Source organism: Ekhidna sp. (assembly GCF_964218185.1).
Lineage (GTDB): Bacteria > Bacteroidota > Bacteroidia > Cytophagales > Cyclobacteriaceae > Ekhidna.
Window position 1 is genome coordinate 575,741 of the sequence record NZ_CAXPLV010000008.1, and the last position, 23,614, is coordinate 599,354.

A 23,614-nucleotide genomic window follows, 5' to 3' on the forward strand; every position below is an offset into this window, starting at 1 on the left:
TTAATTTGAATTGCGCCCCTAATAATATTAATCACCCAAAATAATGTTGCTGAACTTATTTACAGGACAAAATGAAGGACTACTCTTTGGAGTTTTTGGGGTAATAATCGTACTTTTCTTAATTGTCGATCTCGGTGTTTTTCACAAAAAACATCAGAAGGTTTCTCAAAAAGAGGCGCTTCAACAGTCCATTTTCTGGGTGCTTGTATCGGTAGGATATGGCATGTTGATCTATTTCTATGGTGAAGGTTCGGCAGCTACACTTGAGTTTTTCTCTGCTTATGTTACTGAGAAAGCGCTTTCAGTTGACAATATTTTCGTAATCCTTTTAATACTCCGTTACTTCAAAGTAAAAGAGGAGTATTATCACAACATCCTTTTCTGGGGGATTTTAGGAGCTATCGTTTTCCGGGCTGTATTCATCTTTGTTGGTGCGTTGCTCATTGCAGAGTTCCATTGGATTTTGTATGTATTTGGAGTTTTTCTTGTGTACTCTGGCATCAAGCTTTTTGGTGAAGATGAGGACATGGAACTGGAGCCTGAAAAAAACCCATTGCTTAAAGCAGCTAAGAAGGTGCTTCCGATGAGCACTACCGATAAGGGAGGGAAATTTTGGCTTAGAGAAAATGGCAAATTACTCTTCACTCCACTATTCTTGGTGATTATCCTTATCGAGTCTACTGACTTGATCTTCGCTGTGGATTCAATTCCTGCAGCCTTCGCTATTACTCAAAATGAGTTTGTGATTTATACGTCTAATATTTTCGCAGTAATGGGACTAAGAGCCATGTTTTTCCTTCTGGCAAACGTGTTGGATAAGTTTTATCTCTTGCAGAAAGGGCTTTCTGTCGTGCTGATTTTCATTGGTGCGAAAATGCTCGCGGAGATATTTGATCTTCACATCCCAATTTTTCTATCATTCAGTGTGATTATTGGAGCACTGGTATTGGCTATAGTTTTATCGCTTATGTTCCCGAAGGAAGAAACACCTGAGGAAATAATTGAGGAGAAGCTTCCTTCGGAGGAGTAATTTACTTTTCCAGGCTTTTTACACTCTCCATCACCTTATCTCTGAGGCTGTTTTTGTATTGTTGTAGCTTTTCAGCAACCTGGATATCCGTCGCTCCAATAATCTCTGCGCCCAAAATTCCTGCATTTTTTGCTCCATCCAAGGCAACTGTGGCTACAGGAATTCCACCTGGCATCTGAAGAATGGACAGAATCGAGTCCCACCCATCTATTGAGTTTGAAGATTTGATCGGAACGCCAATTACCGGAAGGGTTGTTAGTGACGCCACCATACCTGGCAAGTGAGCCGCTCCTCCTGCTCCCGCAATAATCACCTGGAGTCCTTTGTCACGAGCATTTTCTGCGTAATCTATCATTCGATGTGGGGTACGATGTGCCGAAACAATCGTGAGTTCATAAGATACACCGAGTTCATCAAGGATTTCGGCCGCTTGCTGCATGATAGGAAGATCCGACTTACTTCCCATGATAATTCCAACTTTTGGTGATGCCATTATGCTTTTACTTTTAGTGTTTCTTTTACCTGTCTCGCTTTTGTCTTCAGGTTTTCGATAGACTGATCCGTGATCGTTACATGCCCCATCTTCCGAAAAGGCTTGGTCAATTTCTTTCCATAAAGATGCACATAAACTCCCTTCATGCCCATGCATTCTTCCATTCCTTCATACTGAGCATTTCCAGTGTATCCATCCTCGCCGAGCAGGTTGACCATTGCCGCAGGTGAAACAAGCTCTGTTGATCCGAGGGGCATATTCAAGATTGCGCGTAGGTGCTGTTCAAATTGAGATGTATGATTTGCTTCAATGGTGTGATGCCCTGAATTGTGAGTGCGAGGGGCAACTTCGTTTACCAGCAGGTTTCCATCTTTCGTCAAAAACATCTCCACTGCCAGAAGCCCCACCATATCCAGCTTTTCAATTACATCTTCAGCCAACTTATAGGCCTTCTTCTCCACTTCATTTGAAATTTGTGCAGGTGCAAATAGAAACTCTACGAGATTTTGTTCCGGGTGATACGAAAGCTCAACTACTGGAAAGCTGGCCATCTCTCCATTCTCATTTCTTGCTACCACCACACTCAGCTCCTTTTCAAAGTCCACCAGCTTTTCAAGAAGTCCGGGTTTATCAAAAGCCTTTCTCAAATCGTTTTCAGTCCTAATCACTTGCACACCTCTTCCATCATACCCCTCTGTTCCCAGCTTGTTGACCGCCGGTAGCATTTCGGTATAATTGGCGACATCAGCCGCATTCTCTGTCAGCACAAAATCAGCTGTTGGAATTCTATTTGCCTTGTAAAATGTCTTTTGCTTGCGCTTATCCTGAATCAACTCGATGATTTCTGGTTGAGGAAAAACTTTGACACCCTCCGATTGAAGTCTTTTTAGGGCAGCTACACTCACATTCTCAATTTCAATAGTGATTAAATCAAACTGCTTACCCCATTCATAAACCCCTTCTTCATCCGTGAGTTTGCCGACTGAAAAATCTTTTACAAGGTGTGCGCAAGGCGCATTTTCATCAGGGTCTAAAATAGATATATCCAGATTGTAATTGATGGCAGACTGGATCATCATGCGGCCGAGCTGTCCACCACCCAGCACGCCAATCTTCAGGTCAGTAATGTCTTTTTGAGGCATGCCGCAAAGATAAGTCACTCCTTCATTTGGAATTATTTTTCTACGGTCGGCGTATATTTAAATGTGGGAAAAAAGAAAAAGGTCAAAAAAGAAACCGAGGAATCAAAGCCTAAAGAAAAAGAGGAGAGCCTGGATAAAGGTGGCTTCCCTGAGGATATCGATTTTAAGCGCTTTCTAGGTTGCGGAGGATAAGTACTTCTTTTGAATGATCCATTCTGCTACGAACAAATTTGGCACCCAACAAAACCACGCAATGGCCTGATAGGCCTCTGTTTCTGGGATTCCCGATATAATCATCAAAGGCATAAATATTCTAAGTGTGACAGCACCTAAGGTCACTGCGAAGCTCCGAATCATCCATCGCTCATGAGCATCTATATCTCGATTTTTGACTCTAATGAAAGCTATAATCGTAAACGCAAACCAGCACACAGCCATCATTCCAAAACCAAGCACATTGTTAAAGCCACCATTGGCATAGTAGGCTAAGTAAAATGCTCCCGGAGCACTAACCATGACGATTGAAACAAAATAAACATAGCCAAGTAAACGATGCGTACTCAAATGTTTCGCCCTGAAGTTTTTTAGAAATTGTGTCCAGCCAAGCCCTAACGCCACCGCTCCTCCTATAAAGTGCATATGAAAAGCTGCTCTCCAGGTAAATACATCTGATATTCCATTGGTTTTGAACGAATAGAAATCTTCACGAAACAAATGTGAAAGTGCATACATAGCCACCCCAATACAGAAAAAGCCATAAACACCATTTCGAAGCTTTATTATAGGTCTGGTTTTCATGATTATTATTCAGAAACGAATACGCGTTTCACCCGGTTACTTACATTGGTCAGTATCTCATACGGTATGGTCCCAGCCCACTCAGCCAGCTTTGCTATTGATGGGTTCTCACCAAAAATGATTACCTCATCCCCTTCTTTCACCTCAACATCAGTCACATCTACCATAGTCATATCCATGCATATATTTCCAATAGTTGGACATAAGGTATTATTGACAAGAACAGAAGCAAGACCATTTCCAAATATACGGGCATATCCATCTTCATAGCCAATTGGTATCACAGCTATCTTGCTGTCTCGCTCCACCTTGCCCCTACGAGAGTATCCAACCGTATCACCCGCTTTTAGCTCTTGAATTTGAGAGACTACCGATTTCAATTGACTGGAATGTCGCAAGGTCAATTCGCCTGTTGGGTCAAACCCGTGAAGCCCAATCCCCAACCTCACCATATCAAAATGATACTGTGGCCATCGAACCATTGCAGGAGAGTTACAGGCATGCTTAATTGGTTGATATCCTAGTTGATCTGAGAGTTTTTTGTATGCATTCTCGAAAGTTTTGGCCTGGCTCACCGTGTAGCTGTCCTCAACAGCTGAATCCGAGCTGGAAAAATGAGTGAATATTCCCTCTACTTTTACCTGAGGATTTTCCTTCAAAACCTCAATCAACTCGCCCAATCCGGATGGAGAAAATCCTAGCCGATGCATTCCTGTATCAATCTTTAGGTGAACTTTAGGTGGATTGACTGTATCACGTATCATTCGCTTTAGATAGGAAATGCTAAAGATTTCAGCTTGCAAGTCGTATCGTTCAAACTGCTCAAAACTCTCGATGTGAGGGTTCATGATCATGATTGGAATGTTTATTCCATTTTTCCTCAGCTGGATGGCTTCATCGACGTACGCCACTCCAAGCATATCTACCTGCTGATGCTGAAGGAAATTCGCCACTTCAAGCAGGCCACTTCCGTAGGCGTTTGCCTTGACCATCACCATTAGTTTGGTCTCAGGTTTTAGCAAAGCCTTGTATTGATTGAGGTTATACTGCAACGATTCAAAATTGACCTCAAGAACCGTCCCATGACTTTTTTCTTGTAATCGCTGCACCACTCGCTCTAAAGCAAAATTTCTTGCTCCTTTCACCACCACCATCTCATCTTGAAAATCAGGGAAATTGGCTAGCAAATCATCGGCAGTTGCGAAAAATTGACTAGAATCTGAAAATAGGTGTGAATAGGATGAAAGGCCAGGACCTACCCCGATTAACCGGTCAACCTGCTTGGCTTTGAGTAGACGGAATATATGCTCATATAGCTCTTTATCACTCTTTCCGGAGTGCAGAATATCCGAAAGTATAAGTGTTTTACGAGTGTTTTGTTTGTGAGACTCCAGGTAGTCTAGCGCCACCTTCAGTCCCGCCTCATCGTTATTGTAAGTATCGTCAAGAATGTAGCATCCATTGATGCCTTTTTTCAACTCTAGTCGCATTGGCACACCCTCTATTAGGCTTACGCCTTTTTCAATCTGCCCTAGTGTAAGTCCCATTTCCAATGCTGAAACAATGGCGTGGGTCAAGTTCTCCAGCTGAGTTGCGCTATCAAATTTTGTTTGAAAAGGATGCCCATTTACTCTCACTATTTCCTTTTCCCATTTCACCTGATAGTCAGCGTCCTGCTTTTCCAATGACCAGCAAATGATTCGGTCTTTTAGCTTTTCATGTAGTTTTGGAAATAGGGGAGAGTCTTTCCTGCAAATGATTTTTTTCGAATGTTCAAAGAGTCTCAGCTTCTCTGTCAGTTTCTGATCTGACGAATCAAATCCATCGTCGTGAGCCTGACCCAGGTTAGTAAAGATCCCAACTTCAGGTTGGATCATACGCTCTAGCTTCACCATCTCGTCCATCTTCGAAATGCCCGCTTCAAATACTCCTATTTCGTGAGAAGATCGGATCTCCAAAAGAGACAGAGGAACTCCGATTTGCGAATTGTAGCTCTTGGGGCTTTTCACCACAAAAAACTTCTCAGATAGAATCGTGGACAGCCATTCCTTCACCGTTGTTTTTCCGTTACTCCCGGTGATCCCAATCACCGGAATGGAGAAACTCTCTCGATGATGTTTCGCTATTTTCTGAAATGCCTCAACTGAATTTTGAACGGTTAAGGTGTTGACTCCAACAAGATCCACTTTCTCCTCGACAATGAAGTTTCTTACTCCCCTGCCAAAAGCTTCTACCACAAAATCATGCCCATTTCTTTTCCCGGAAACTGCTATGAAAATTTCATTCGGATGACCAGTGAGCGTGCGGGTATCCGTAGAAAATCGATGGATCTCCACATCATCCGCTACAGCAGCCTTGCCTTGAGTGATTTGTTCCAGTTGGGAAAAAAGCATCACCTAAATTATTAATTCCATCTCATACTGATTGACTTGATTTTGAAAACCTGACTTTTTGAGAAAAGAATCAAAACCAAATTCATCGTCAGGAATATTCATAATTGTGAGGGGCTTTTTGGATTGTTTTTGTGCCCCCTCAATCAGCGCTTCTCCGATTCCTTTTTGACGATGCAGGCGATCCACTGCTAGCTGTGAGATACGACCCAAGTGGGGTTGGAATATGATGTAGCCTGTGACCTGACTTTCATTTTTTGCAAGTAGCACTTTTTCTGCCCCAAGCTTGAGCTGTGATGAGCAATCAATAAATGACGGCTCAAAGTCATTGAAATTAAAATTTACATCTTCGATACTACCTTGCTCAACAGCTATTTTATTCTCGACAGGCGCAGGCTCGATCAACTTATAACATTTAAACCTCCGCTTAAATGAAAAGCCTATTTTCTCGTAAAGTGAGATTGCCTTTTTATTTTGCTCCACCACTTCCAATAAGATTCTGGCAAGAAATTTTTCTCTGATTTTCGGTATCAAAAATTCATACATCTGCTCAGCAACCTTTTGATTTCTAAATCCAGGCAATACTCCGGTTCCTCCATTGTAAGCCGTTGGAATCCCTTGATAGATGTTTGAGGCGTGAAGGATGAAACCCCTCATTTGATCACCATCAAAACTCCCTGCAGATAAATCCATGCTATACTGTAGCTTTTGATGAATTCGGTATTTGAACTCCTCTTCGGTTGGCTGAAGCTTGACTTCATTCTCACTAAAGGAGACTTTAAATGTCTCGTATAGCTGCGCAAAATCCTCCTGAGACAATAGTCGTATACTCATGAGTAAACTTTAACTTAAAGGAACTAACCTACCCGCATTTACTCTTATTACTTGCGGCATTATTAAAATTACGCTTATCTGACCAAAAGGGAAACCCCTCATGCAACTAAACGAGTTAGAAGAATGCATCGATCTTGAGATCGTAAAAACCGAAAAGAGGAGGCTCGAGATTTTCCTCGGAATTCTACTTTTTGGGTTATTCCTTTTGTGCCTGAATTATATCTTCTTTCCGGTAACCATTTCGGAAGTGTTCTTGGACGAGCGAAGCATGAAGCTGGTGATATACGCCTCTGTCGGGTTCATTTTATTGCTTCTTTTATCCCGATTGATGGTGGGAAAAATAGCCTCCTGCGAGAGACCTCTGCCTACTTGGTACAAGTATTATTCAATCATTATTGACTCCATCATCCCATTTATATGGCTTTATTTTATGATCAAGTGGGAAGAGACGGGTATTTTTCTGGACTCACCTATTATCTTCCTATTTGCTCCCATCATTATTGTTTCCGCTCTTCATCTTAGCTTTTGGCTAAGTTTTCTTAACGGTTTCATAATTGCCACAATATATGCGCTGATTACCTTGTGGGCATTTAAAAACTACGAAACCACCCACATGCTCCCTTCCCTGGTATACTATGTGAAAGCCATCATGTTCCTGATGGCAGGTGCATGTGCCGGGTTGGTTGCCAATGAGCTTAAAAACAGGCTGACGATTTCGATCAAGACTCAGGAGGAGCGAGATCATATCGAATCACTTTTCAGTAAGCAGGTTTCAAAAGAAGTGGTTAGAGCTTTGAAAGATGCTGGGGGTGCGAGTTTTAAAATCAATGCGTCTGTTATGTTTTTGGACATCAGGGACTTTACTAAGCGGGTCCAATTGCTATCGCCAGAGGATGTAAATCGATTTCAAAATCGATTTTTCGGGCCAATCATGGACTGCATCCACGACAATGATGGCATGATCAATCAGCTAATGGGGGATGGATTGATGGCTTCTTTTGCGTCAGAGGAAGGTGATACACCTGAAAAGGCTTTCAAGGCAGCTAGGGATATCTTCTCCACGATCAGTCAAATGAATAAGTCGGACTGGGGTGAAAAAATAAAGATCGGCATTGGAATCCATAATGGGGAGATTATTGCCGGCAATATTGGGAATAGTACGCGTCAGCAATTTTCCATTTCAGGCATTCCTGTGATCACAGCAGCTCGGCTGGAACAACTGACCAAAGAATACAATTGCTCGTGGCTGGTTTCCTCTAATTTTTACAACGATATTAAACACATGACAGACAAAGGGAAATCTCTCGGAGAGGTGAAGCTGAAAGGAATTGATCAGGAAATTGAAATCATCAAACTGGCCTAATGTGAAATTATTTGACCGAGACATCAGCTGGCTATCTTTTAACTATCGGGTGCTAATGGAAGCAATGGATGAGTCTGTCCCGCTGCTGGAAAGGCTCAGGTTCATCGCTATTTACTCTTCCAATCTGGATGAATTTTTCCGGGTGCGGGTTGCCGATATCCGAAACATCATTCAGATAGATAAAAAGAAGATTTATAAAAAGATTGAATTTAGCCCCAAGGAAACCCTGAGTGAAATTCACAAAGAAGTAGAGCAACAGCTCAATCAATTTGGTAAGACATTCAGGGAAATCCTCAAGAAACTTGAAGCGAAGAATCTTATCATTTGCACCAGTCAGGATGAGATTCCTGCCTCGCTAAGATCCGATATTTTACACTATTTCAAAACTCAGATTGCTGCTTACATTAAAGTGATTCCACTTGGTGGAAAAAGGGTATTCATTGACAATCAGTGTATATATCTAGCGGTTCGGTTTTCATCGGGAGGTGAGGCTCTGATCAATATTCCGTCTGATAAGATTTCCCGATTTTACTATCAAAAAACATCGGATAAGGATTACTACATTTTCATCGATGATGTCATCAGGATGCACCTTGATATGATTTTCCCGAAAGAGAAAATAGTCGAGTGTTGCTCAATCAAGCTCAACAAAAATGCTGACTTGAACCTTGATGATGAGTATCACGGAAACCTGGTCAAGAAGATCGAAAAGCAGATTCAGAAACGGAATCTGGGAGTCCCTTCTCGATTCTTGTATGATTCAGCCATGAGCAGCACCCTTCTTCAGTCACTTACTGAAAAGTTAAATCTTACAAAGGATGATCTATCTGCAGGAGGGCGCTATCACAACATGAATGACTTATTTCAGGTGAGGGCAAATGATCCCTCTCTGGAATACCCAAAGCAGCCGGCCATCGCTAAATGCGAGGTTATCAAGAGCAGATCTTTGTTTCAACTAATTGAAGAACAAGATCAAATTTTTCACTTCCCATACCATTCTTACGATTACATTCTCCAGTTTTTCAATGAGGCCGCTATCGATCCGGAGGTCGAAGAAATCAACGTCACCTTCTACCGAATGGCCAAAAATTCAATCATTGGGGAGGCACTGATCAGTGCTGCTAAAAATGGAAAAAAAGTGGCTGTTTTTATGGAAGTGAAGGCTCGCTTTGATGAGGAGAACAATCTCCAATGGGCCAGGAGAATGCAGTCAGCAGGTATCAAGATTGTCTACAGCTTACCCGGATTAAAAGTGCACGCAAAAGTTGCGCTGGTAAAAAAGAAAGACAGGATGTATGGGTTTTTTGGGACAGGCAATCTGAACGAAAAAACTTCTGAAATCTACTGCGATCATGGTCTGCTATCCTGCAATGCAGATATGACTAGGGAGCTTTCAAATGTTTTTCAGCATCTGCTCACAAAATATACACCACCTGTATTCGAACACCTGATTGTTTCGCAGTTTGGTGCCCTAGAGGTGTTTCAAGAGAAGATTGATCGTGAAATTAGGCATGCGGAAGCAGGAAAGGAGGCAAGGATCATCATCAAAATCAACAACCTGCAAGAACAACAGATGATCGCCAAACTATATGAAGCTGCAAAAAAGGGAGTGGATGTTAAGTTAATTGTGAGAAGTATTTGCTGCCTTGTCCCCAACAAAAATCTCAAAGTAAAACGGATTGTGGACCGGTACCTGGAACATGGCAGAGCATTTTATTTCCATAATGATGGTGCTCAGGAAATCTATCTTGGGTCAGCTGATTGGATGAATAGAAATCTTCACAGCCGCATCGAGGTTTGCTTCCCGATTTACAATGAGGAGATCAAGCAAGAGATCTTAAGCATCCTGAAATTTCAATGGAAAGATGATGTTAAAGGAGTGTGGCTTTCCCCGAAAATTAAGAATGAAAGGCCTGAAATCGAGAAAGAAATCAGGGCGCAAACAGCCATCTACGACTACCTGAAAGATCAGTAAGGATAGGGGGATTTGAAGAAAAGCTCGGCAACTATAAATCCTAGTATAGAGAGTACAAAACCAAACATAAAAATGGTGTAACTCAGCCTTAGTAATCGATATTTTTTTCCAAGAACTGCGCCCAGGAAATAGATGTCTTTGATCATACTACCATATAGGTAATCTGCGTCTTTCAGCATCTCTGTCATTCCCCACTTATAGTCTTCCAACTTCATCCGGTGGAAATTTCCAAAGAACAGCAAATTTGCTTTCTTGTTGATAATATCCTCATGCTTAAATCTACCAGTGGTCACATTGGGACGGGTGGCCAATACGGCGAAAACGATCGTGGTAAGGCATACCAACGTGAGCATAATTGCTGGGATGATCATATGAGGGTACTCTTCTAATTTGCGAATCAAAACCGAAACAAGGACAGACAAAATGATCGAGTTGATGGAGATCATAATATTCGCCTTATTATCCGCAATGGCACTCAGCTCCATGTGATTTTTGGAGGTGGTTCGAAACATCGTTTCAATACCACGAGTCGGCTTGAGCTCCTTCTCTTCTTTCGCCTTCTGTTTTAGCTTACTGATCTTTTTTTCGAGCTTTTCTATTCTTTGGCTTTCTTCCATGATGTTAGGCGCTCACGTACTTTTTTAAGATTTTCCTTAACAGCAGATTCGTAGTTTTTCCTGGCATAATCAGTGAAGAAACAATGCTTGTCTAAAAATTCCTGGTTCATCTGCAGCCACTCCGTCTCTGATATCTTACACAATTTTGTCTTTTCTATCTCCTTGTGTAGAAGATCCGCTTTTTCAAAATAATTACCTCCCGCCAAATGCATGAGATCAGCGTCACATAAAATCTGCTCTAGGTTATTCTTTGGTGTTTGTGGCATCTGTGTCGACATGATGCAGCCTACCACCTTTTCTATCTGGTCTTCAGGGTATGATTTTGACTTAAGAAATTTTCTGGCAATTTCTGCGCTATTCTTTTCATGATGGTCGCATCCACAGGTATACCCAATATCATGAAACCAAGCCGCAATCAGCACAACTTCAAAATCATCTTCACTCAACACTTGTTGCTCAGCAATTTCTTTTGCTGAAGATACGACATCTCGTGTATGATTGATTGAGTGATACGTCATCCCCTCAGGCAGCTGCTCCGAAAGCACCTTGATGGTGTAGTCTTGTACCTCACGAATTATCTTACTTTCAGCCATCATTCTCCATAATCCTTCACAAATTAGAACAAAAGTTTACGATTTTAGTGTTGTAGCTTGACATTTTAGTCTAACCAATGACTTCATTAAAGAACATAACCTTCATTTTATTGTTCATGCTGCTCACTTCTTTTTCGTGGAGCTGCAGTACTGGTGGTTTTGGTTTGCATGCTGACAGTCTTTTCCTCATTACCTCTAAAGTTCATCATCATTATAATCTCAAAAAACCTACCGAAAAACATTATCTCCCTTATGTCTTGGAAGAAATCTCAGGGCTCACCTTCAAACCTCCTCACCACATCCTGGCTGTAGACGATGAGTCGGGGAAGGTCTTCGAGTACGATTTGAAAAGTAAGAAAATTGTTCACTCCATCGACTTCTATAAGTCTGATGATTACGAAGGAATAGAACTGGTGGATAACAAAATTTATGTTTTAAAAAGTGATGGAGATGTTTTTGAGTTTGCATATAGCAGTTCAAAAAAATTGATTGCAGAGAAGTACGAGAACAAGTTGGATAGTGAAAACGATACTGAAGGCTTGGGGTATGATAGAACCACAAATCAGTTGATCATTGCCTGTAAAGAGGATGGAAACATTGGCAAGGAGGATGTGAGTGGAAGAGCGTTCTATGCTTTCGATCTAAAAACAAAGAAGCTCAATCAGGCTCCACTTTTCATCATCGGACCAAAAGAACTGGAAGCATTTTGGGAGTCTGAGAAGGACTTTGATTATGATAGAAACAGGATCAAGTTCAAGCCTTCAGCGATAGCTACCCACCCAATTTCAGGAAACTACTACATCCTATCTTCTGTTGGGAAGATGCTTGTGGTTGTTGCAAAAAGTGGTGAACTAAAAGCCACATACCCCATTTCACCACGGGTGCTTGGACAACCGGAGGGTCTCTGCTTTGACGAGAAGGGCAACATGTACATTAGTAGCGAAGGAGAAGGAGACAGGGGATACATTCTGAAATTTGAAATGCATAAAAAATCTAGTCGGTGAGAAAACTCCTAATCCTCATATTCCTTATTCCATCCATCAGTTGGTCTCAAAAGGTTTTTCTCATTGGTGATGCCGGAGAGCCTAAGTCCCCCGATAAAAACCTGATGCTGCTCCAGTCTCAGTTTAAGGACGCCACTGAAAATGATTTCCTGATTTTTCTTGGAGACAACCTCTATCCCAAAGGTTTGCCTGGCAATGAAGATCCGGAAAGAGAGGAAATGGAAAATAAATTGATCCCTCAGCTTGAGGTGATGAAAGCCTTTCCTGGCAAAGCACTGATCATTCCGGGGAATCACGACTGGGCACAAGGTAGAAATTATGGATGGGAGCGTGCTTTGGAAATGGAGCGATACGTTCGTCAATATTTTGAAGGGCAGGATGTTCTGCTACCAATTGGTGGGTGTCCCGGGCCTATCGAAATTCCTATGAGTAACAAATCCACATTAATCATTCTGAACACACAATATTTTCTGCACAACTGGGATAAGCCTGATGAGGATGACAATTGTGAAAACAAGAGCACGGTAGAGGCATTGGAGGAGCTAAAGTCCGTCATTATTAGAAATAAAGGGAAGCACATCCTGATAGCTGCCCATCATCCCATCTATACTTATGGAGAGCATCACGGAAATTTCAGTTTTAAGGAACAACTACTGCCCATTCCTGTCCTAGGAAGCATTCACCCACTTTTCAGAAAGACTATTGGCAATATTCAGGACAACACTCACCCGAAGTATAAGGCTGTGATGAATCAAATACTCACTGCCATGAATGAAGCAGAAAGTGTGGTTTATGCGGCAGGACACGAGCATTCCCTCCAGCTCATCCAAAGAGATGGACACCACTTTATCGTGTCAGGTTCGGGATCAAAAACCACACATGTAAAGCAAGGGAAAGGGAGTCTGTTCGCTCGAAGTGAGCAGGGATTTGCCGTCTTGGATCTTCGTGAAAACGGAACCGCATCTGTTGATTACTTTGGAATGGATAGCGGTGCACTATTTTCAAAAGAACTATACCAAAAAGAACTGAAGGAAATTGAGGCAAATCAGAATACACCAAATTTTACAGATAGCACAATAACAGTAGTAGCCAGCAAAAAATACGAGGGTGATAAAAAGAAGTATCGTTGGTTGGGTAAAAACTATCGTGAAGTCTGGAGTACACCTGTTGAAGTGGAAGTATTTGATATTGGGACTGAGAAAGGTGGTCTTGAGGTGGTCAAAAAAGGTGGGGGTATGCAGACCAAATCTTTGAGACTGGTGGCAAAAGATGAAAGGGAATATGTGCTTCGATCCATTGAGAAGTATCCTGAAAATGCCATCCCTACCGCTCTTCAAAAAACATTCGCCCAGGACATTGTTGAAGATCAAATTTCTTCATCCCATCCCTATGGAGCCTTCATTATTCCTCCGCTGGCGGAGGCCGCAGGCATCTATCACACCAATCCTAAACCTGTTTTCATTCCCGATGATCCGAGATTAGGACAATTTCAAAATGTGTTTGCTGGTACTCTGGCATTGTATGAAGAACGACCAAACGAAGCTGCTTCAAGAGACGCACATTTCGGAGGTGGTGAGGACATTGATGGGACAACCACAGTCATTGAAAACCTGAAAGAAGACAATGACAATTCTGTTGATCAGAATTTTGTTGTACGAAATCGAATCTTCGATATGTGGATAGGCGACTGGGATAGGCACGACGATCAATGGCGCTGGGCACAGTTTGATGATGGAAAGGGCAACCTCTACCGTCCTATTCCAAGAGATCGAGATCAGGCCTTTTTCATCAATGAGGGAATCATACCCAAAATAGCAGCGCGTAAGTGGGCTCTTCCCAAAATCGAGGGATTTGACGAAAAAGTAGACTGGGCTCCTGGGTTAGGTCAAAATGCACGGTTCTTCGATCGCTCATTTATGAGTGAGCCTGACTGGGATGACTGGATGGAGCAGATTCGTTTCTTACAAGCCAATCTGACCGATGAAGTTATTGAAAGTGCAATCGCTAGTTGGCCTGATCAAATTCAAAACCTTACGGGTGAAAGAATCAGAACTGGCTTGCGAGCCAGGAGAGAAAATATGGAATCCTACGCTCGTGAGTTGTATCTCTTTCTTTCCAAGGAGGTTGAAGTTGTCGGCTCTGATAAGCATGAGTACTTTTTAGTTGAACATTTGAGTCCTGTTGAGACCAAAGTGACTGTTCGAAAAAGAAAGAAAGATGGCGAGCTCGAACAGATCATATATGAGCGAATTTTTAAGGCAGATGAGACGAAAGAAGTTCGACTTTACGGGCTGGACGGAGAGGATGTCTTTGAAGTGAAAGGCGTTGATTCTAAGATCAAGATCCGAATCATCGGGGGTACAGACAAGGATTTGATCATCAATGGAAATGCGGACGAGAAGCTCAAAAATGTAAAAGTTTATGATCGCTTCAAAAGCACACAGGTGCAAGGAAACTCAAAGGGAATCTTAAAGCTGAGTGACAATCCAGAGATCAATAATTATGATCGAAAGGCATTCAAATATGATATTCTTATGCCGCTGGTGACGGCTGCCATCAACCCGGATGACGGAATTTTTCTTGGTGGTGGATTTGCTTTTACAAAACACGGTTGGAGAAAAGAGCCCTTTGCAGCCATGCATAAATTCACAGCACTCGGAGCTTTCGAGACGGGTTCCTTTCAATTTAACTACTCGGGAGATTATACCGATGCGATTGGGAAATGGGATTTAAATACAGCTGTGCTGTGGCAGGAGCCCTTTTTTGTCAATAACTATTTCGGACTTGGAAATGAGTCAGCGTTTCTGATGGATCAATTTGTAGCTCCTGATGATGATCCCATAGACTATTATCGGGTGCGAATGGATCGGCTGGAGATAGGTGCGGGAGTTTCAAGAAATGTAGGAACCAAGGCAAAACTTTATTTGAGTTCAGGCTACAAATCTGTGGAGGTTGAGGAAACACCCAATCGATTCATTACGAGTGGAGGTACGGATGCCAGCACTTTTGATGATAATCGATACGCAAAATTTGTCGCAGGAATCAAGTTGGACTCTCGTGACAATAAAGTCTTACCAACTGCCGGGATGACTGCACTGGCAGAAGTAGAGCATTTGGAAGCCATCTCTGATTTCTCCCGAAGCAGCACGAGATTGCGTGCCGAGTGGGTTTTCTACCTGTCAGCCAAGCTGCCATCAAGGTTGGTCATTGCCAATAGGTTGGGTACTGCACACATCACATCCGGCAATTTTGATTTCTTCAATGCCAACATCCTGGGGGGTCGATCGAATCTCAGAGGAACAAGGCGCACCCGATTCTACGGCCAAACATCCTTTTACCACAATCTGGACCTGAGGCTTAAACTCTTTTCATTTAGGAGCTACATCTTCCCGGGCCAGTTTGGGATTTTGGGATTTCATGATACCGGCAGAGTGTGGCTGGAAGGTGAAAATTCAGATACCTGGCACACAGGCAAAGGTTTTGGAGTTTGGCTGAGCCCGCTTAATACGCTTGTGCTCAATTTCAACTATGCGTTCGGCGAGGACGAAAACCTGCCAACCTTTTCCATGAGCTTTTTCTTTTAAAGGCAAGCCACCTGACCAGCAGCTTGCCTCTTCATTCTATTCTACCACTTCTCCGTTGAAGTACAAATAAGTGTACTCATCAGAGTCTGAGGTTTTGATTCGAATGTTTTTCTTGAAAGCTCCCAGCTTTCCTGATTTAAAATTTGCAGTGATTGAAGCGGTCTCACCTGCTTTGATCTCACCTTCCGGATACTTCACATTTGTGCACCCGCAAGAACCTTTCGCTTCGACTATTCTGATCGCTGAGGTTGAATTGTTAGTAAATTCAAATGACAGATCTTTCATTTCGTTTAAAGACACCTGTCCCAGGTCAATTGAGGTTGTTTTCCACTTTAATGGAGACATGCCGGCCACCACAGCTACTGCGATTCCTAGCATTAAGATAAAAGTTGCTTTTCTCATATTTTGAAAATTTTGTTTGAGCCAAATCTGTATTGTCGTTTGAAAAGTCAGTGTTAATGATCTCCTAATGATTGTTAATGAGTTGTTAAACCCCATTTTCTCCCATAGTAAGTCGCTACATTTGATCTTATGAAGAATGCACACATCCGTGTTTTGGTCATTCTCGCCATTCTTTCATTGGTTGGCATCATCGGCAGTCAGGTGTTTTGGCTAAATCGGGCTATCGAGCAGCAAGACCAGGTGTTTAACCATAACGTGCAAGCAGCTCTCCGTAACGTTGTTGAATCTTTGTGTGAGGCTAATGGAAAAGATTTCCCTTCTGTAAACCCTATCGAGCAAGTATCCGGTAACTACTTCATTGTGCGAACCAACGATCGGATTGATCTGGCAAATTTGGAATATCTCATTTCTGCAGAAATCAAGAAAAGGGCCATATCCCAGGATTTTGAATATGGTGTGTACGATTGCCAAAATGACCAGATGGTATATGCTGAAAATGTAAAACTTGACCGTATTCCCACGGCTGAGATTTTGCCAGTTCTCCAAAATGAAGAGTACTACTTTGGGGTGTACTTTCCGGAGAAATCGAAGAGTCTGATGGCTGGATTTGATCTGTGGAAATTCACCACCTCTATTACGATCGTACTGATTCTTTTCTTCGGCTATGCTTTGTTTGTGATCCTTCGTCAAAAAAGGTTGAGTGAGGTTCAGCGAGACTTTATCAACAATGTAAGTCACGAACTCAAAACTCCTTTGGCTACCCTTTCGCTGGCTACACACTCCCTGGCAGAAAAGTCAAAGGATGATAACCGGTATGTCAGCATTATTCAGTCTGAAGTTGAGCGTCTTCAGAAAAACGTAGAGGATATTCTCCACGCATCCCTCATCGAGACGAAAACTGATTTTGTTAAAGAACCCATCGAGCTAAAAAGCTATTTTGAAGAGCTTATCAAAGAATTGAAAAATCAATATGCTTCACGAATGATCTCCTGGCAGCTTGATTTGGATGTTCAGAAAACCATCCTTTCCAATAAAGTATTACTAGAAAATATCATTCGAAACTTGGTCGATAATGCTGTGAAATATGGAGGAAAGCAAATCAGGATTCACCTGATCCAAGACCATAAAAAAACACACCTGTCCATCTCTGATAATGGCAAGGGGATACCTCCAGTCTATCAGAAAAAGATTTTTAATAAGTTTTTTCGAGTGCCAGATGAACAGCACCAGCACAATGAAAAGGGATTTGGTCTAGGGCTCCACATTGTAAAGTCTGCCGTAAGCAAACTTGGAGGGAAGGTCGATTTAAATTCTAAACAAGGCACTGGAAGTACATTTATAATCACCTTACCTAATGGCTAAGATTTTACTTGCAGAAGATGATGAAAATCTTGGATTCATGATTCAGGACAGCCTTTCGGATGTGGGTCATGAGGTCGTTTGGAAATCAGATGGGCAGTCCGCGTTGGAAGTCTTTACAAAAGCTGACTTTGAGATCTGCCTGCTCGATGTGATGATGCCCAAAATGGATGGTTTTGAGCTTGCACTTAAGATCAGGGCTTTGAGTGAGTTTGTGCCAATTCTTTTTCTGACAGCTAAATCCCAGGAAGCAGATAGACTAGAAGGCTTTGAGGTGGGGGGAGATGACTACATCACGAAACCATTTTCCATCAAGGAGCTGGCCTTCCGTATTCAGGTTTTTCTTAGAAGATCGGGCTCTCCAAGCTCTCCTGTAAAATCCTCAGAAATTGTCTCCTTCGGCCAATCATCGTACGACCCAGTAAACCTGACATACTCTTATCAGGGTACTAATCAGTCTTTAACTCAAATGGAGGCCAACCTGCTCAACCTCCTCCTTCAACATCGAAACGAATTGGTGAAGCGGGAATTCATTCTTGAAACAATTTGGGGAGAAAACGATTATTTCAAAGGAAGGAGTCTTGATGTATTCATCACTCGCCTGCGTAAATATCTTAAAAATGATGAGTCGCTGGAAATCAGGAATCATCATGGAGTTGGCTTCAATTTATTGATAGCTGAAACAGGATGATCTTGAGAGATAGAAAAGCCGGTCAAAATTGACCGGCCGCTATTTAACCTTAATTGAGCTTAATTGATTACGATTTTCTTAGTCAACCTTTTCTTACCCTGGCTGATCTCCAGTAAATAAATCCCCTCTCTTTGTCCGGATAGGTCTATGGTTTCATAGTACGTACCACTGAAACTTTCAAAGTATCTATTGAAAACCTCTTTGCCTTCCAGATTTGAAACTTTGATGGTTAGTTCATCTTCACTAGGCACATTAAACCGAACCTTGAATCGACCATTTGATGATGGATTTGGGTAAAAGCTCAGATCATCCAACACCAGCTTGTTACTATCTTCCACTTTCCCCTTCTTTCCAAATTCATCATCTACCTCTTCAACTTTGATCCGTTTTATTTCAATCACCCTCACATGCCTATCGTCATCGCTATGCAGTTTGTCAAAGAGATGCTCCATTTCCATACCTAGTTCCTTCATCTTTTCACGATACTCCTCCATATCCATTCCGTCTAGCTGAATGTCAAAAAAACTATCTTCAGAATCATCATCGAAGTGCTTGAAGAAAAAGCTATTTTCCCCTTCTTCTCCATCACCATGAAAGAATCTAAAGAATGATTTATTCTGATCTCTCTGACGATCAAGCTGGATCATCATGTCCTCATCACTCGATCCATCAAACCAAAAATTGAAACCATCTTCTTTGCCTGCAAATTCCTGATAGTTAGGATCGGCTCGCATTTCTTCGGTGCTGTTGTATTCTCCCTTAAAGGTTTTCTTCTCACCATTAACCTCTTTGGTGATTTCCACCTTAATTTTTCCTTCATCTTTTGTCTGTGCCATCAAATCGCCCGCCATAAAAACAGCCAGCGACAGCATCAGGATTTTCACTTTCTTTTCCATTTTATTTGAGTTTGTTAGTTTTTTCTAAATCGCTAATCGAAAGTACGAAGTAGTGCCTTATCTCTCTGTTAATCAGTCGTTAATCCTTGTTAAAAATGGTTAAACACAAACTAAGGAATACACTTCGTCGTATTTTTGAGGTATGCAGCGAAAGACATTGAGATGGATAATTGGATTGATGGGAATGGCCATGATTGGGCTCATTGCCTTCCAGCTATATTGGATTGATTCGCTGGTGACCGCCAATGAGGAACGTTTCCGAAAAGACGTGCTGGATGCCTTGAACACTGTTGCGAACAAACTTGAAAAACAAGAAACTTATGCAGCACTTCAAAAGCTAAACTACCTCAATTCCCCAATCCATGACGAGGAAGAAGTTGTCCATGTAGACAGGATGAGGAAGGTAAACAGAACAAAGCCCAGAGGGAGCGTAGAAGTAATTAGGCAGGGCAATCAACAAGTATTCTTTTTTGCCGATACGGTGCAAGATGGTGGTTTTGAGTTTGTAGTGAATTTTTCTAGCGTAGCAGACAATTTCTTTTTTGAAGAAGTACCTCCTCCGCCAGGCTCTTCACTAGATGAGATGCTCGAAGAAAGAGATGTAAAGATTCAACAACTGGAGAGCAAACTTGCCAAAGTATCCAGAAAATATGAGCTCACATTCGATGTGGTCAAGGATTTAATGGGGCCAAATAGAACTATAGCCTCGCGGTTCAACCCACAACAACTAGACTCACTTCTGAAAAATGAGCTTATTAGCAAAGGCATTGACATTGACTATGAGTATGGAGTAATGCAGCCTCAGGAGGAACGCTTCCTACTTTTAACCAGTAATAAAAAGCAGCAAGAACTGGAGCAGAGTGAACTTCGTGCCGCATTGTTCCCCAATGATATTTTTGGAAATGATAGCATGCTTATTGTCAATTTTCCTGGTAAGCAAGGCTATCTTCTCGGAAAAGTTTGGTCTGCAATGGTGAGCTCAGGATTTCTTGTGATTGTGATTCTATTTTGCTTTGGCTATAGTATCCGAACCATCGTGAGGCAGAAGAAGCTGTCTGAAATGAAGAATGACTTTATCAATAATATGACGCATGAGCTAAAAACTCCAATCTCTACTGTGTCCCTTGCAGTCGAGGCTCTCAACGATAAAGACATAGAGCAGAGTACACTTCGTGCTAAATATCTTAAGGTCATAGGTGAGGAAAATAAGCGGCTCGGTGATCAGGTAGAAAAGGTGTTGCAAATCGCAGCGATTGACCGAAAAGATTACAATCTAAAGCAAGAGCTACTGAGAATGAGTGACATGGTGAAAAATGCAGTAGAGCATATCGCCATGCAGGTGGAGCAGCGTGGTGGACGATTAAATATGATTGAAAAAGCCGAGAAAGATTTGGTTCAGGGAGACGAATTGCATTTGACAAACATCATCTTAAATCTCTTGGACAATGCAAATAAATACTCTCCTGACGCTCCCAATATAACACTTCGCACTGCATCCGACGAAGAGGATTTCATCATTTCCATCCATGATAAAGGAATTGGAATGACCAGAGATCAGCAAAAGCATATCTTCGAAAAATTTTACCGTGTACCTACTGGGGATCTTCACAATGTGAAAGGATTCGGTCTGGGTCTGGCTTACGTACAGCGAATCGTGGAAGCACATGGGGGAAGTATCCATGTGGATAGTGAGCCCGGTAAAGGAAGTAAATTTTCAATCACAATACCATTAGCCCATGAAGCCTAAATTATTAATTGTAGAAGACGATCCAAATTTGGGTGAGATCCTTAGTGAGTACCTGGGGCTAAAAGGCTTTGACACCACACTGAAGCGGGATGGTGAGGAAGGCGGCCATGCTTTTCAAAAGGACACTTATGACCTTTGCATCCTCGATTTGATGATGCCAAAAAAAGATGGTTTCACTCTGGCTAAGGAAATTCGGTCGACAGACAGTGAGACTCCTATCATTTTTCTGACAGCCAAATCCATGAAACAGGATATCATCAAAGGCTTCACCATCGGGGCGGATGATTACATGACCAAGCCGTTTAGCATGGAAGAGCTTCTCCTGCGCATTCAGGCAATTTTGAAGAGATCAGTAAAAAAAGAGGAGGAAGCGGCGTTTCCTAATCCATTCAATATTGCCGGGTTGACTTATTATTATCAGGAAAACAGACTAGTGACGCCTAAAAGAGAAATTAACCTTACTACAAAGGAGAATGAGTTGTTGAAAATTTTCTTTGAAAATGTAAATAAAACGGTAGATCGAAGCATGGCACTAAAGAAAATCTGGAAAGATGATAGCTACTTCAATGCCCGAAGCATGGATGTTTACATAGCTAAGATCAGAAAGTATCTTCAAGATGAACCCAGTCTTAAGATATTGACAATTCATGGTGAAGGTTTCAAATTAGTAGAGGTAGTGTGACCGATTTCTGCTTCGAATTTTGTATCTTTAGAAACGAGCGATTCTAAAAGAACCAATCTCACTAATCATGTTACTTGTACCATCAATTTCAGTTATTGAAGGGAGGACTATTCGCCTCACCAAAGGAGACTACTCCAGCGAGAAAGTCTATGATGACACCCCAATTGATGTTGCTAAACAGTTTGAAGATCATGGGATCAGCCGTATTCATCTGATCGATCTGGATGGCGCCAGAAAAGGCACTTCGGTGAACTATGACATTCTGCATATGGTTTCCGCCTATACAGATCTTAAGATCAACTTCACGGGTGGACTTCACACAGATGGAGATGTCCTGAAAGCTTTTGAATATGGAGCGGAGAGCATTACTGCAGCTTCTGTAGCTGTTTCTAACAAAGAACAGTTTGCCAACTGGCTCATGTCTTATGGTAGAGAAAAGGTAGCACTCGCTGCTGATAGCCTTCAGGGAAAAATAAGAATCAGAGGATGGCAAAAAGCCACCTCAAAGGATCTTTTCGATCACATTGCTTACTTCTATGACAGAGGACTGAAATACCTGAAAACGACTGACATCTCCAAGGATGGAGCAATGGAAGGACCGTCTTTTGACCTTTATCAAAACCTCCTTAAAGAATTCCCCAACCTGTGCATTTTCGCTAGTGGTGGAGTTCGAAAAATGGACGACATTAAAAAACTAAGAGATATTGGTCTCTACGGAGTAATATTTGGGAAAGCATATTACGAAGGGAATATCACGCTCAATGATATCGACGACTATCAGTCTATTGAAGCTTAGGGAGCTTCCTCATACTTGAATTTGTAAAGGAAATAGAAGATAAAGTTGTACTTGCTTACTGAGTCATCTTCTACCGAGTCTGCCTTTTCTTCTGGCTTGAAGTTTGGCTCTTCTGCCTGAGGTTCGGATTTAGGCTCTTCCTGAACTCCAACTATAGAAGTTTGGGAATTATTAACATCTCCATCAGGCCTTACCATCCCCTGATCTGATCTTCGCCTACCCTCTTGCTCTTGTTCCTGATTTACGGATTTGTTTACTACACCAGTTGTATTAGCATAGCCAACATTGACTGCAAAAATCAATGTAAGAGTAAGTAATATATTATGATGTTTCTTCAAGATTTTCATCTTAATCAACAAAGTAACGAAATTATCGATGGAAGGTTATGCTTTTTTACAAAACTTAACCTTGTGGTTGTATCATTTCAGGATTTAATATTGCAAAAATCAGACCAACCACAAATCCTACAATTATCATCAGAAGAATAAGAACCAAAACAGCCCCCACATATACTCCAAGAGACTTTAAAAGTGCAATAAGATAGTTTTTCCTGGGAAAAGTTTTCTGTAAAATATATGAGTAAAACAGTATGGTGAGTATAATCCCAGTAACGTTTAATAAATGACCTGTAAAGGCCAGTACTCCAAGCATGATCATGGTAATCCACATGGCCTGACAAGACATGTAAGTGGAAACAACTACCCTTTCGATATAATTAAGCTTTTCCACTCGATAAAACCAACCCAGTGAGATTGCCAAAAATGGGATCATTAATGCTGCCAAAAATCTAAAATTTCTAGCCATGAACTCCATCAGTTTTTGCTGCAATTCAGCTTGCTGCACAGTCATTTCTTGATTTGGATTAAATGTCTCGCTATTTACTTTGAGGAAGTCACTCACTTCTAACCCAAATAAATCAAAGGAGATAATCAACAATGCTGTCATGATTACCACATATCCTAAGGGCCCCAAATACTTGGTCCTATTACCCTTTAAATACGAATTTATAACCTGCCCAGGGCGCACAGTCATATCAATGACAGTCCTTCCAAACTGATTGTCAAACCCAATCCATTTGGAAAAAAATTCTTCAATAATTCCCCGAAAGGTAACTCGCTTGACATCTAATTTTTGACCGCACTCAGGACAGTGTCGAAAGACACTTTCATGACCACAGTTCACACAGGTTTTCATAAGGCAATAGGTTAGGAACCACCT

General features: G+C 41.7%; 22 protein-coding genes. 11 read left to right on the forward strand and 11 right to left on the reverse strand.

The annotated features are described in order from the left end of the window. Nucleotides 1–43 precede the first annotated feature (43 nt). The gene (locus ACEQZT_RS15350) at nt 44–1,030 is read left to right on the forward strand and encodes a TerC family protein (protein WP_370090339.1); all 987 of its coding nucleotides are present in this window, start codon (nt 44–46) and stop codon (nt 1,028–1,030) included. Between the two features lies 1 nt (nt 1,031). On the opposite strand, the gene purE is transcribed toward ACEQZT_RS15350, so the two are convergent. Both purE and ACEQZT_RS15360 read right to left on the reverse strand, forming a co-directional pair. Next, entirely contained in the window at nt 1,032–1,523 is a 492-nt protein-coding gene (purE, locus tag ACEQZT_RS15355; protein WP_370090340.1) for a 5-(carboxyamino)imidazole ribonucleotide mutase, read from the reverse strand. Further along, on the reverse strand, nt 1,523–2,665 hold the full coding sequence (locus tag ACEQZT_RS15360) for a 5-(carboxyamino)imidazole ribonucleotide synthase (RefSeq protein ID WP_370090341.1): 1,143 nt from the start codon (nt 2,663–2,665) through the stop codon (nt 1,523–1,525). The genes purE and ACEQZT_RS15360 overlap by 1 nt, the downstream gene beginning before the upstream one ends. Before the next feature lie 63 nt (nt 2,666–2,728). Between ACEQZT_RS15360 and ACEQZT_RS15365 the strand changes: the two genes are divergently transcribed. Next, nucleotides 2,729–2,857 (forward strand): hypothetical protein, encoded by a 129-nt coding sequence (locus ACEQZT_RS15365; RefSeq protein ID WP_370090342.1) that lies wholly within the window; start codon nt 2,729–2,731, stop codon nt 2,855–2,857. Here the strand turns inward: ACEQZT_RS15365 and ACEQZT_RS15370 are convergent. From ACEQZT_RS15370 to ACEQZT_RS15380, 3 genes are read right to left on the reverse strand one after another with little or no spacing between them, the layout of a single operon-like run. Further along, nucleotides 2,840–3,463, reverse strand: coding sequence for a DUF2306 domain-containing protein (locus ACEQZT_RS15370; protein WP_370090343.1), 624 nt, complete (start codon nt 3,461–3,463; stop codon nt 2,840–2,842). The genes ACEQZT_RS15365 and ACEQZT_RS15370 overlap by 18 nt on opposite strands. A 5-nt stretch (nt 3,464–3,468) precedes the next feature. Then, nucleotides 3,469–5,856: a bifunctional UDP-N-acetylmuramoyl-tripeptide:D-alanyl-D-alanine ligase/alanine racemase gene (locus tag ACEQZT_RS15375; RefSeq protein WP_370090344.1), complete on the reverse strand. Its 2,388-nt coding sequence runs from the start codon at nt 5,854–5,856 to the stop codon at nt 3,469–3,471. Nucleotides 5,857–5,859: 3 nt separating this feature from the next. Beyond that, nucleotides 5,860–6,687 carry a GNAT family N-acetyltransferase gene (locus ACEQZT_RS15380; protein ID WP_370090345.1) on the reverse strand — a complete coding sequence of 276 codons (828 nt, stop codon included), beginning with the start codon at nt 6,685–6,687 and terminating at the stop codon, nt 5,860–5,862. A 100-nt stretch (nt 6,688–6,787) separates the two neighbouring features. Here ACEQZT_RS15380 and ACEQZT_RS15385 point away from each other — a divergent pair, with 100 nt between their 5' ends. Beyond that, nucleotides 6,788–8,050: an adenylate/guanylate cyclase domain-containing protein gene (locus ACEQZT_RS15385; protein WP_370090346.1), complete on the forward strand. Its 1,263-nt coding sequence runs from the start codon at nt 6,788–6,790 to the stop codon at nt 8,048–8,050. 1 nt (nt 8,051) lies between these two features. Next, nucleotides 8,052–10,025: a polyphosphate kinase 1 gene (gene ppk1, locus ACEQZT_RS15390; protein WP_370090347.1), complete on the forward strand. Its 1,974-nt coding sequence runs from the start codon at nt 8,052–8,054 to the stop codon at nt 10,023–10,025. Here ppk1 and ACEQZT_RS15395 read toward each other — a convergent pair. Continuing rightward, nucleotides 10,019–10,642, reverse strand: a complete 624-nt coding sequence (locus ACEQZT_RS15395) for a Pycsar system effector family protein (RefSeq protein ID WP_370090348.1) — start codon at nt 10,640–10,642, stop codon at nt 10,019–10,021. The genes ppk1 and ACEQZT_RS15395 overlap by 7 nt on opposite strands. After that, nucleotides 10,621–11,238, reverse strand: coding sequence for an HD domain-containing protein (locus ACEQZT_RS15400; protein WP_370090349.1), 618 nt, complete (start codon nt 11,236–11,238; stop codon nt 10,621–10,623). The genes ACEQZT_RS15395 and ACEQZT_RS15400 overlap by 22 nt, the downstream gene beginning before the upstream one ends. Nucleotides 11,239–11,312: 74 nt before the next feature. Between ACEQZT_RS15400 and ACEQZT_RS15405 the strand changes: the two genes are divergently transcribed. Then, nucleotides 11,313–12,239 (forward strand): SdiA-regulated domain-containing protein, encoded by a 927-nt coding sequence (locus tag ACEQZT_RS15405; protein WP_370090350.1) that lies wholly within the window; start codon nt 11,313–11,315, stop codon nt 12,237–12,239. After that, the gene (locus ACEQZT_RS15410) at nt 12,236–15,823 is read left to right on the forward strand and encodes a metallophosphoesterase (RefSeq protein ID WP_370090351.1); all 3,588 of its coding nucleotides are present in this window, start codon (nt 12,236–12,238) and stop codon (nt 15,821–15,823) included. Before ACEQZT_RS15405 ends, ACEQZT_RS15410 begins: the two co-directional genes overlap by 4 nt. A gap of 36 nt (nt 15,824–15,859) precedes the next feature. On the opposite strand, the gene ACEQZT_RS15415 is transcribed toward ACEQZT_RS15410, so the two are convergent. Then, the gene (locus ACEQZT_RS15415; protein ID WP_370090352.1) at nt 15,860–16,225 is read right to left on the reverse strand and encodes a DUF1573 domain-containing protein; all 366 of its coding nucleotides are present in this window, start codon (nt 16,223–16,225) and stop codon (nt 15,860–15,862) included. Nucleotides 16,226–16,354: 129 nt separating this feature from the next. Here ACEQZT_RS15415 and ACEQZT_RS15420 point away from each other — a divergent pair, with 129 nt between their 5' ends. Together ACEQZT_RS15420 and ACEQZT_RS15425 are read left to right on the forward strand one after the other, a co-directional pair. After that, complete coding sequence (locus tag ACEQZT_RS15420; protein WP_370090353.1) at nt 16,355–17,587, forward strand: sensor histidine kinase; 1,233 nt, start codon at nt 16,355–16,357, stop codon at nt 17,585–17,587. Further along, nucleotides 17,580–18,275, forward strand: coding sequence for a response regulator transcription factor (locus ACEQZT_RS15425; RefSeq protein ID WP_370090354.1), 696 nt, complete (start codon nt 17,580–17,582; stop codon nt 18,273–18,275). The genes ACEQZT_RS15420 and ACEQZT_RS15425 overlap by 8 nt, the downstream gene beginning before the upstream one ends. 59 nt (nt 18,276–18,334) lie before the next feature. On the opposite strand, the gene ACEQZT_RS15430 is transcribed toward ACEQZT_RS15425, so the two are convergent. Beyond that, nucleotides 18,335–19,171 (reverse strand): T9SS type A sorting domain-containing protein, encoded by an 837-nt coding sequence (locus ACEQZT_RS15430; protein ID WP_370090355.1) that lies wholly within the window; start codon nt 19,169–19,171, stop codon nt 18,335–18,337. A gap of 142 nt (nt 19,172–19,313) precedes the next feature. On the opposite strand from ACEQZT_RS15430, the gene ACEQZT_RS15435 reads away from it, so the two are divergent. The 3 genes from ACEQZT_RS15435 (at nt 19,314) to ACEQZT_RS15445 (ending at nt 22,396) form a co-directional block, all read left to right on the forward strand. Beyond that, a complete protein-coding gene (locus tag ACEQZT_RS15435; RefSeq protein ID WP_370090356.1) occupies nt 19,314–20,918 on the forward strand; it encodes a sensor histidine kinase in 1,605 nt (534 codons plus the stop codon). Beyond that, entirely contained in the window at nt 20,908–21,600 is a 693-nt protein-coding gene (locus tag ACEQZT_RS15440) for a response regulator transcription factor (RefSeq protein ID WP_370090357.1), read from the forward strand. The genes ACEQZT_RS15435 and ACEQZT_RS15440 overlap by 11 nt, the downstream gene beginning before the upstream one ends. A gap of 67 nt (nt 21,601–21,667) precedes the next feature. Next, nucleotides 21,668–22,396: a HisA/HisF-related TIM barrel protein gene (locus ACEQZT_RS15445; RefSeq protein ID WP_370090358.1), complete on the forward strand. Its 729-nt coding sequence runs from the start codon at nt 21,668–21,670 to the stop codon at nt 22,394–22,396. Here the strand turns inward: ACEQZT_RS15445 and ACEQZT_RS15450 are convergent. Both ACEQZT_RS15450 and ACEQZT_RS15455 read right to left on the reverse strand, forming a co-directional pair. After that, entirely contained in the window at nt 22,393–22,734 is a 342-nt protein-coding gene (locus tag ACEQZT_RS15450) for a hypothetical protein (protein ID WP_370090359.1), read from the reverse strand. The two genes, ACEQZT_RS15445 and ACEQZT_RS15450, sit on opposite strands and share 4 nt — an antisense overlap. Before the next feature lie 64 nt (nt 22,735–22,798). Next, nucleotides 22,799–23,590: a DUF3667 domain-containing protein gene (locus ACEQZT_RS15455; RefSeq protein ID WP_370090360.1), complete on the reverse strand. Its 792-nt coding sequence runs from the start codon at nt 23,588–23,590 to the stop codon at nt 22,799–22,801. Nucleotides 23,591–23,614 lie beyond the last annotated feature (24 nt).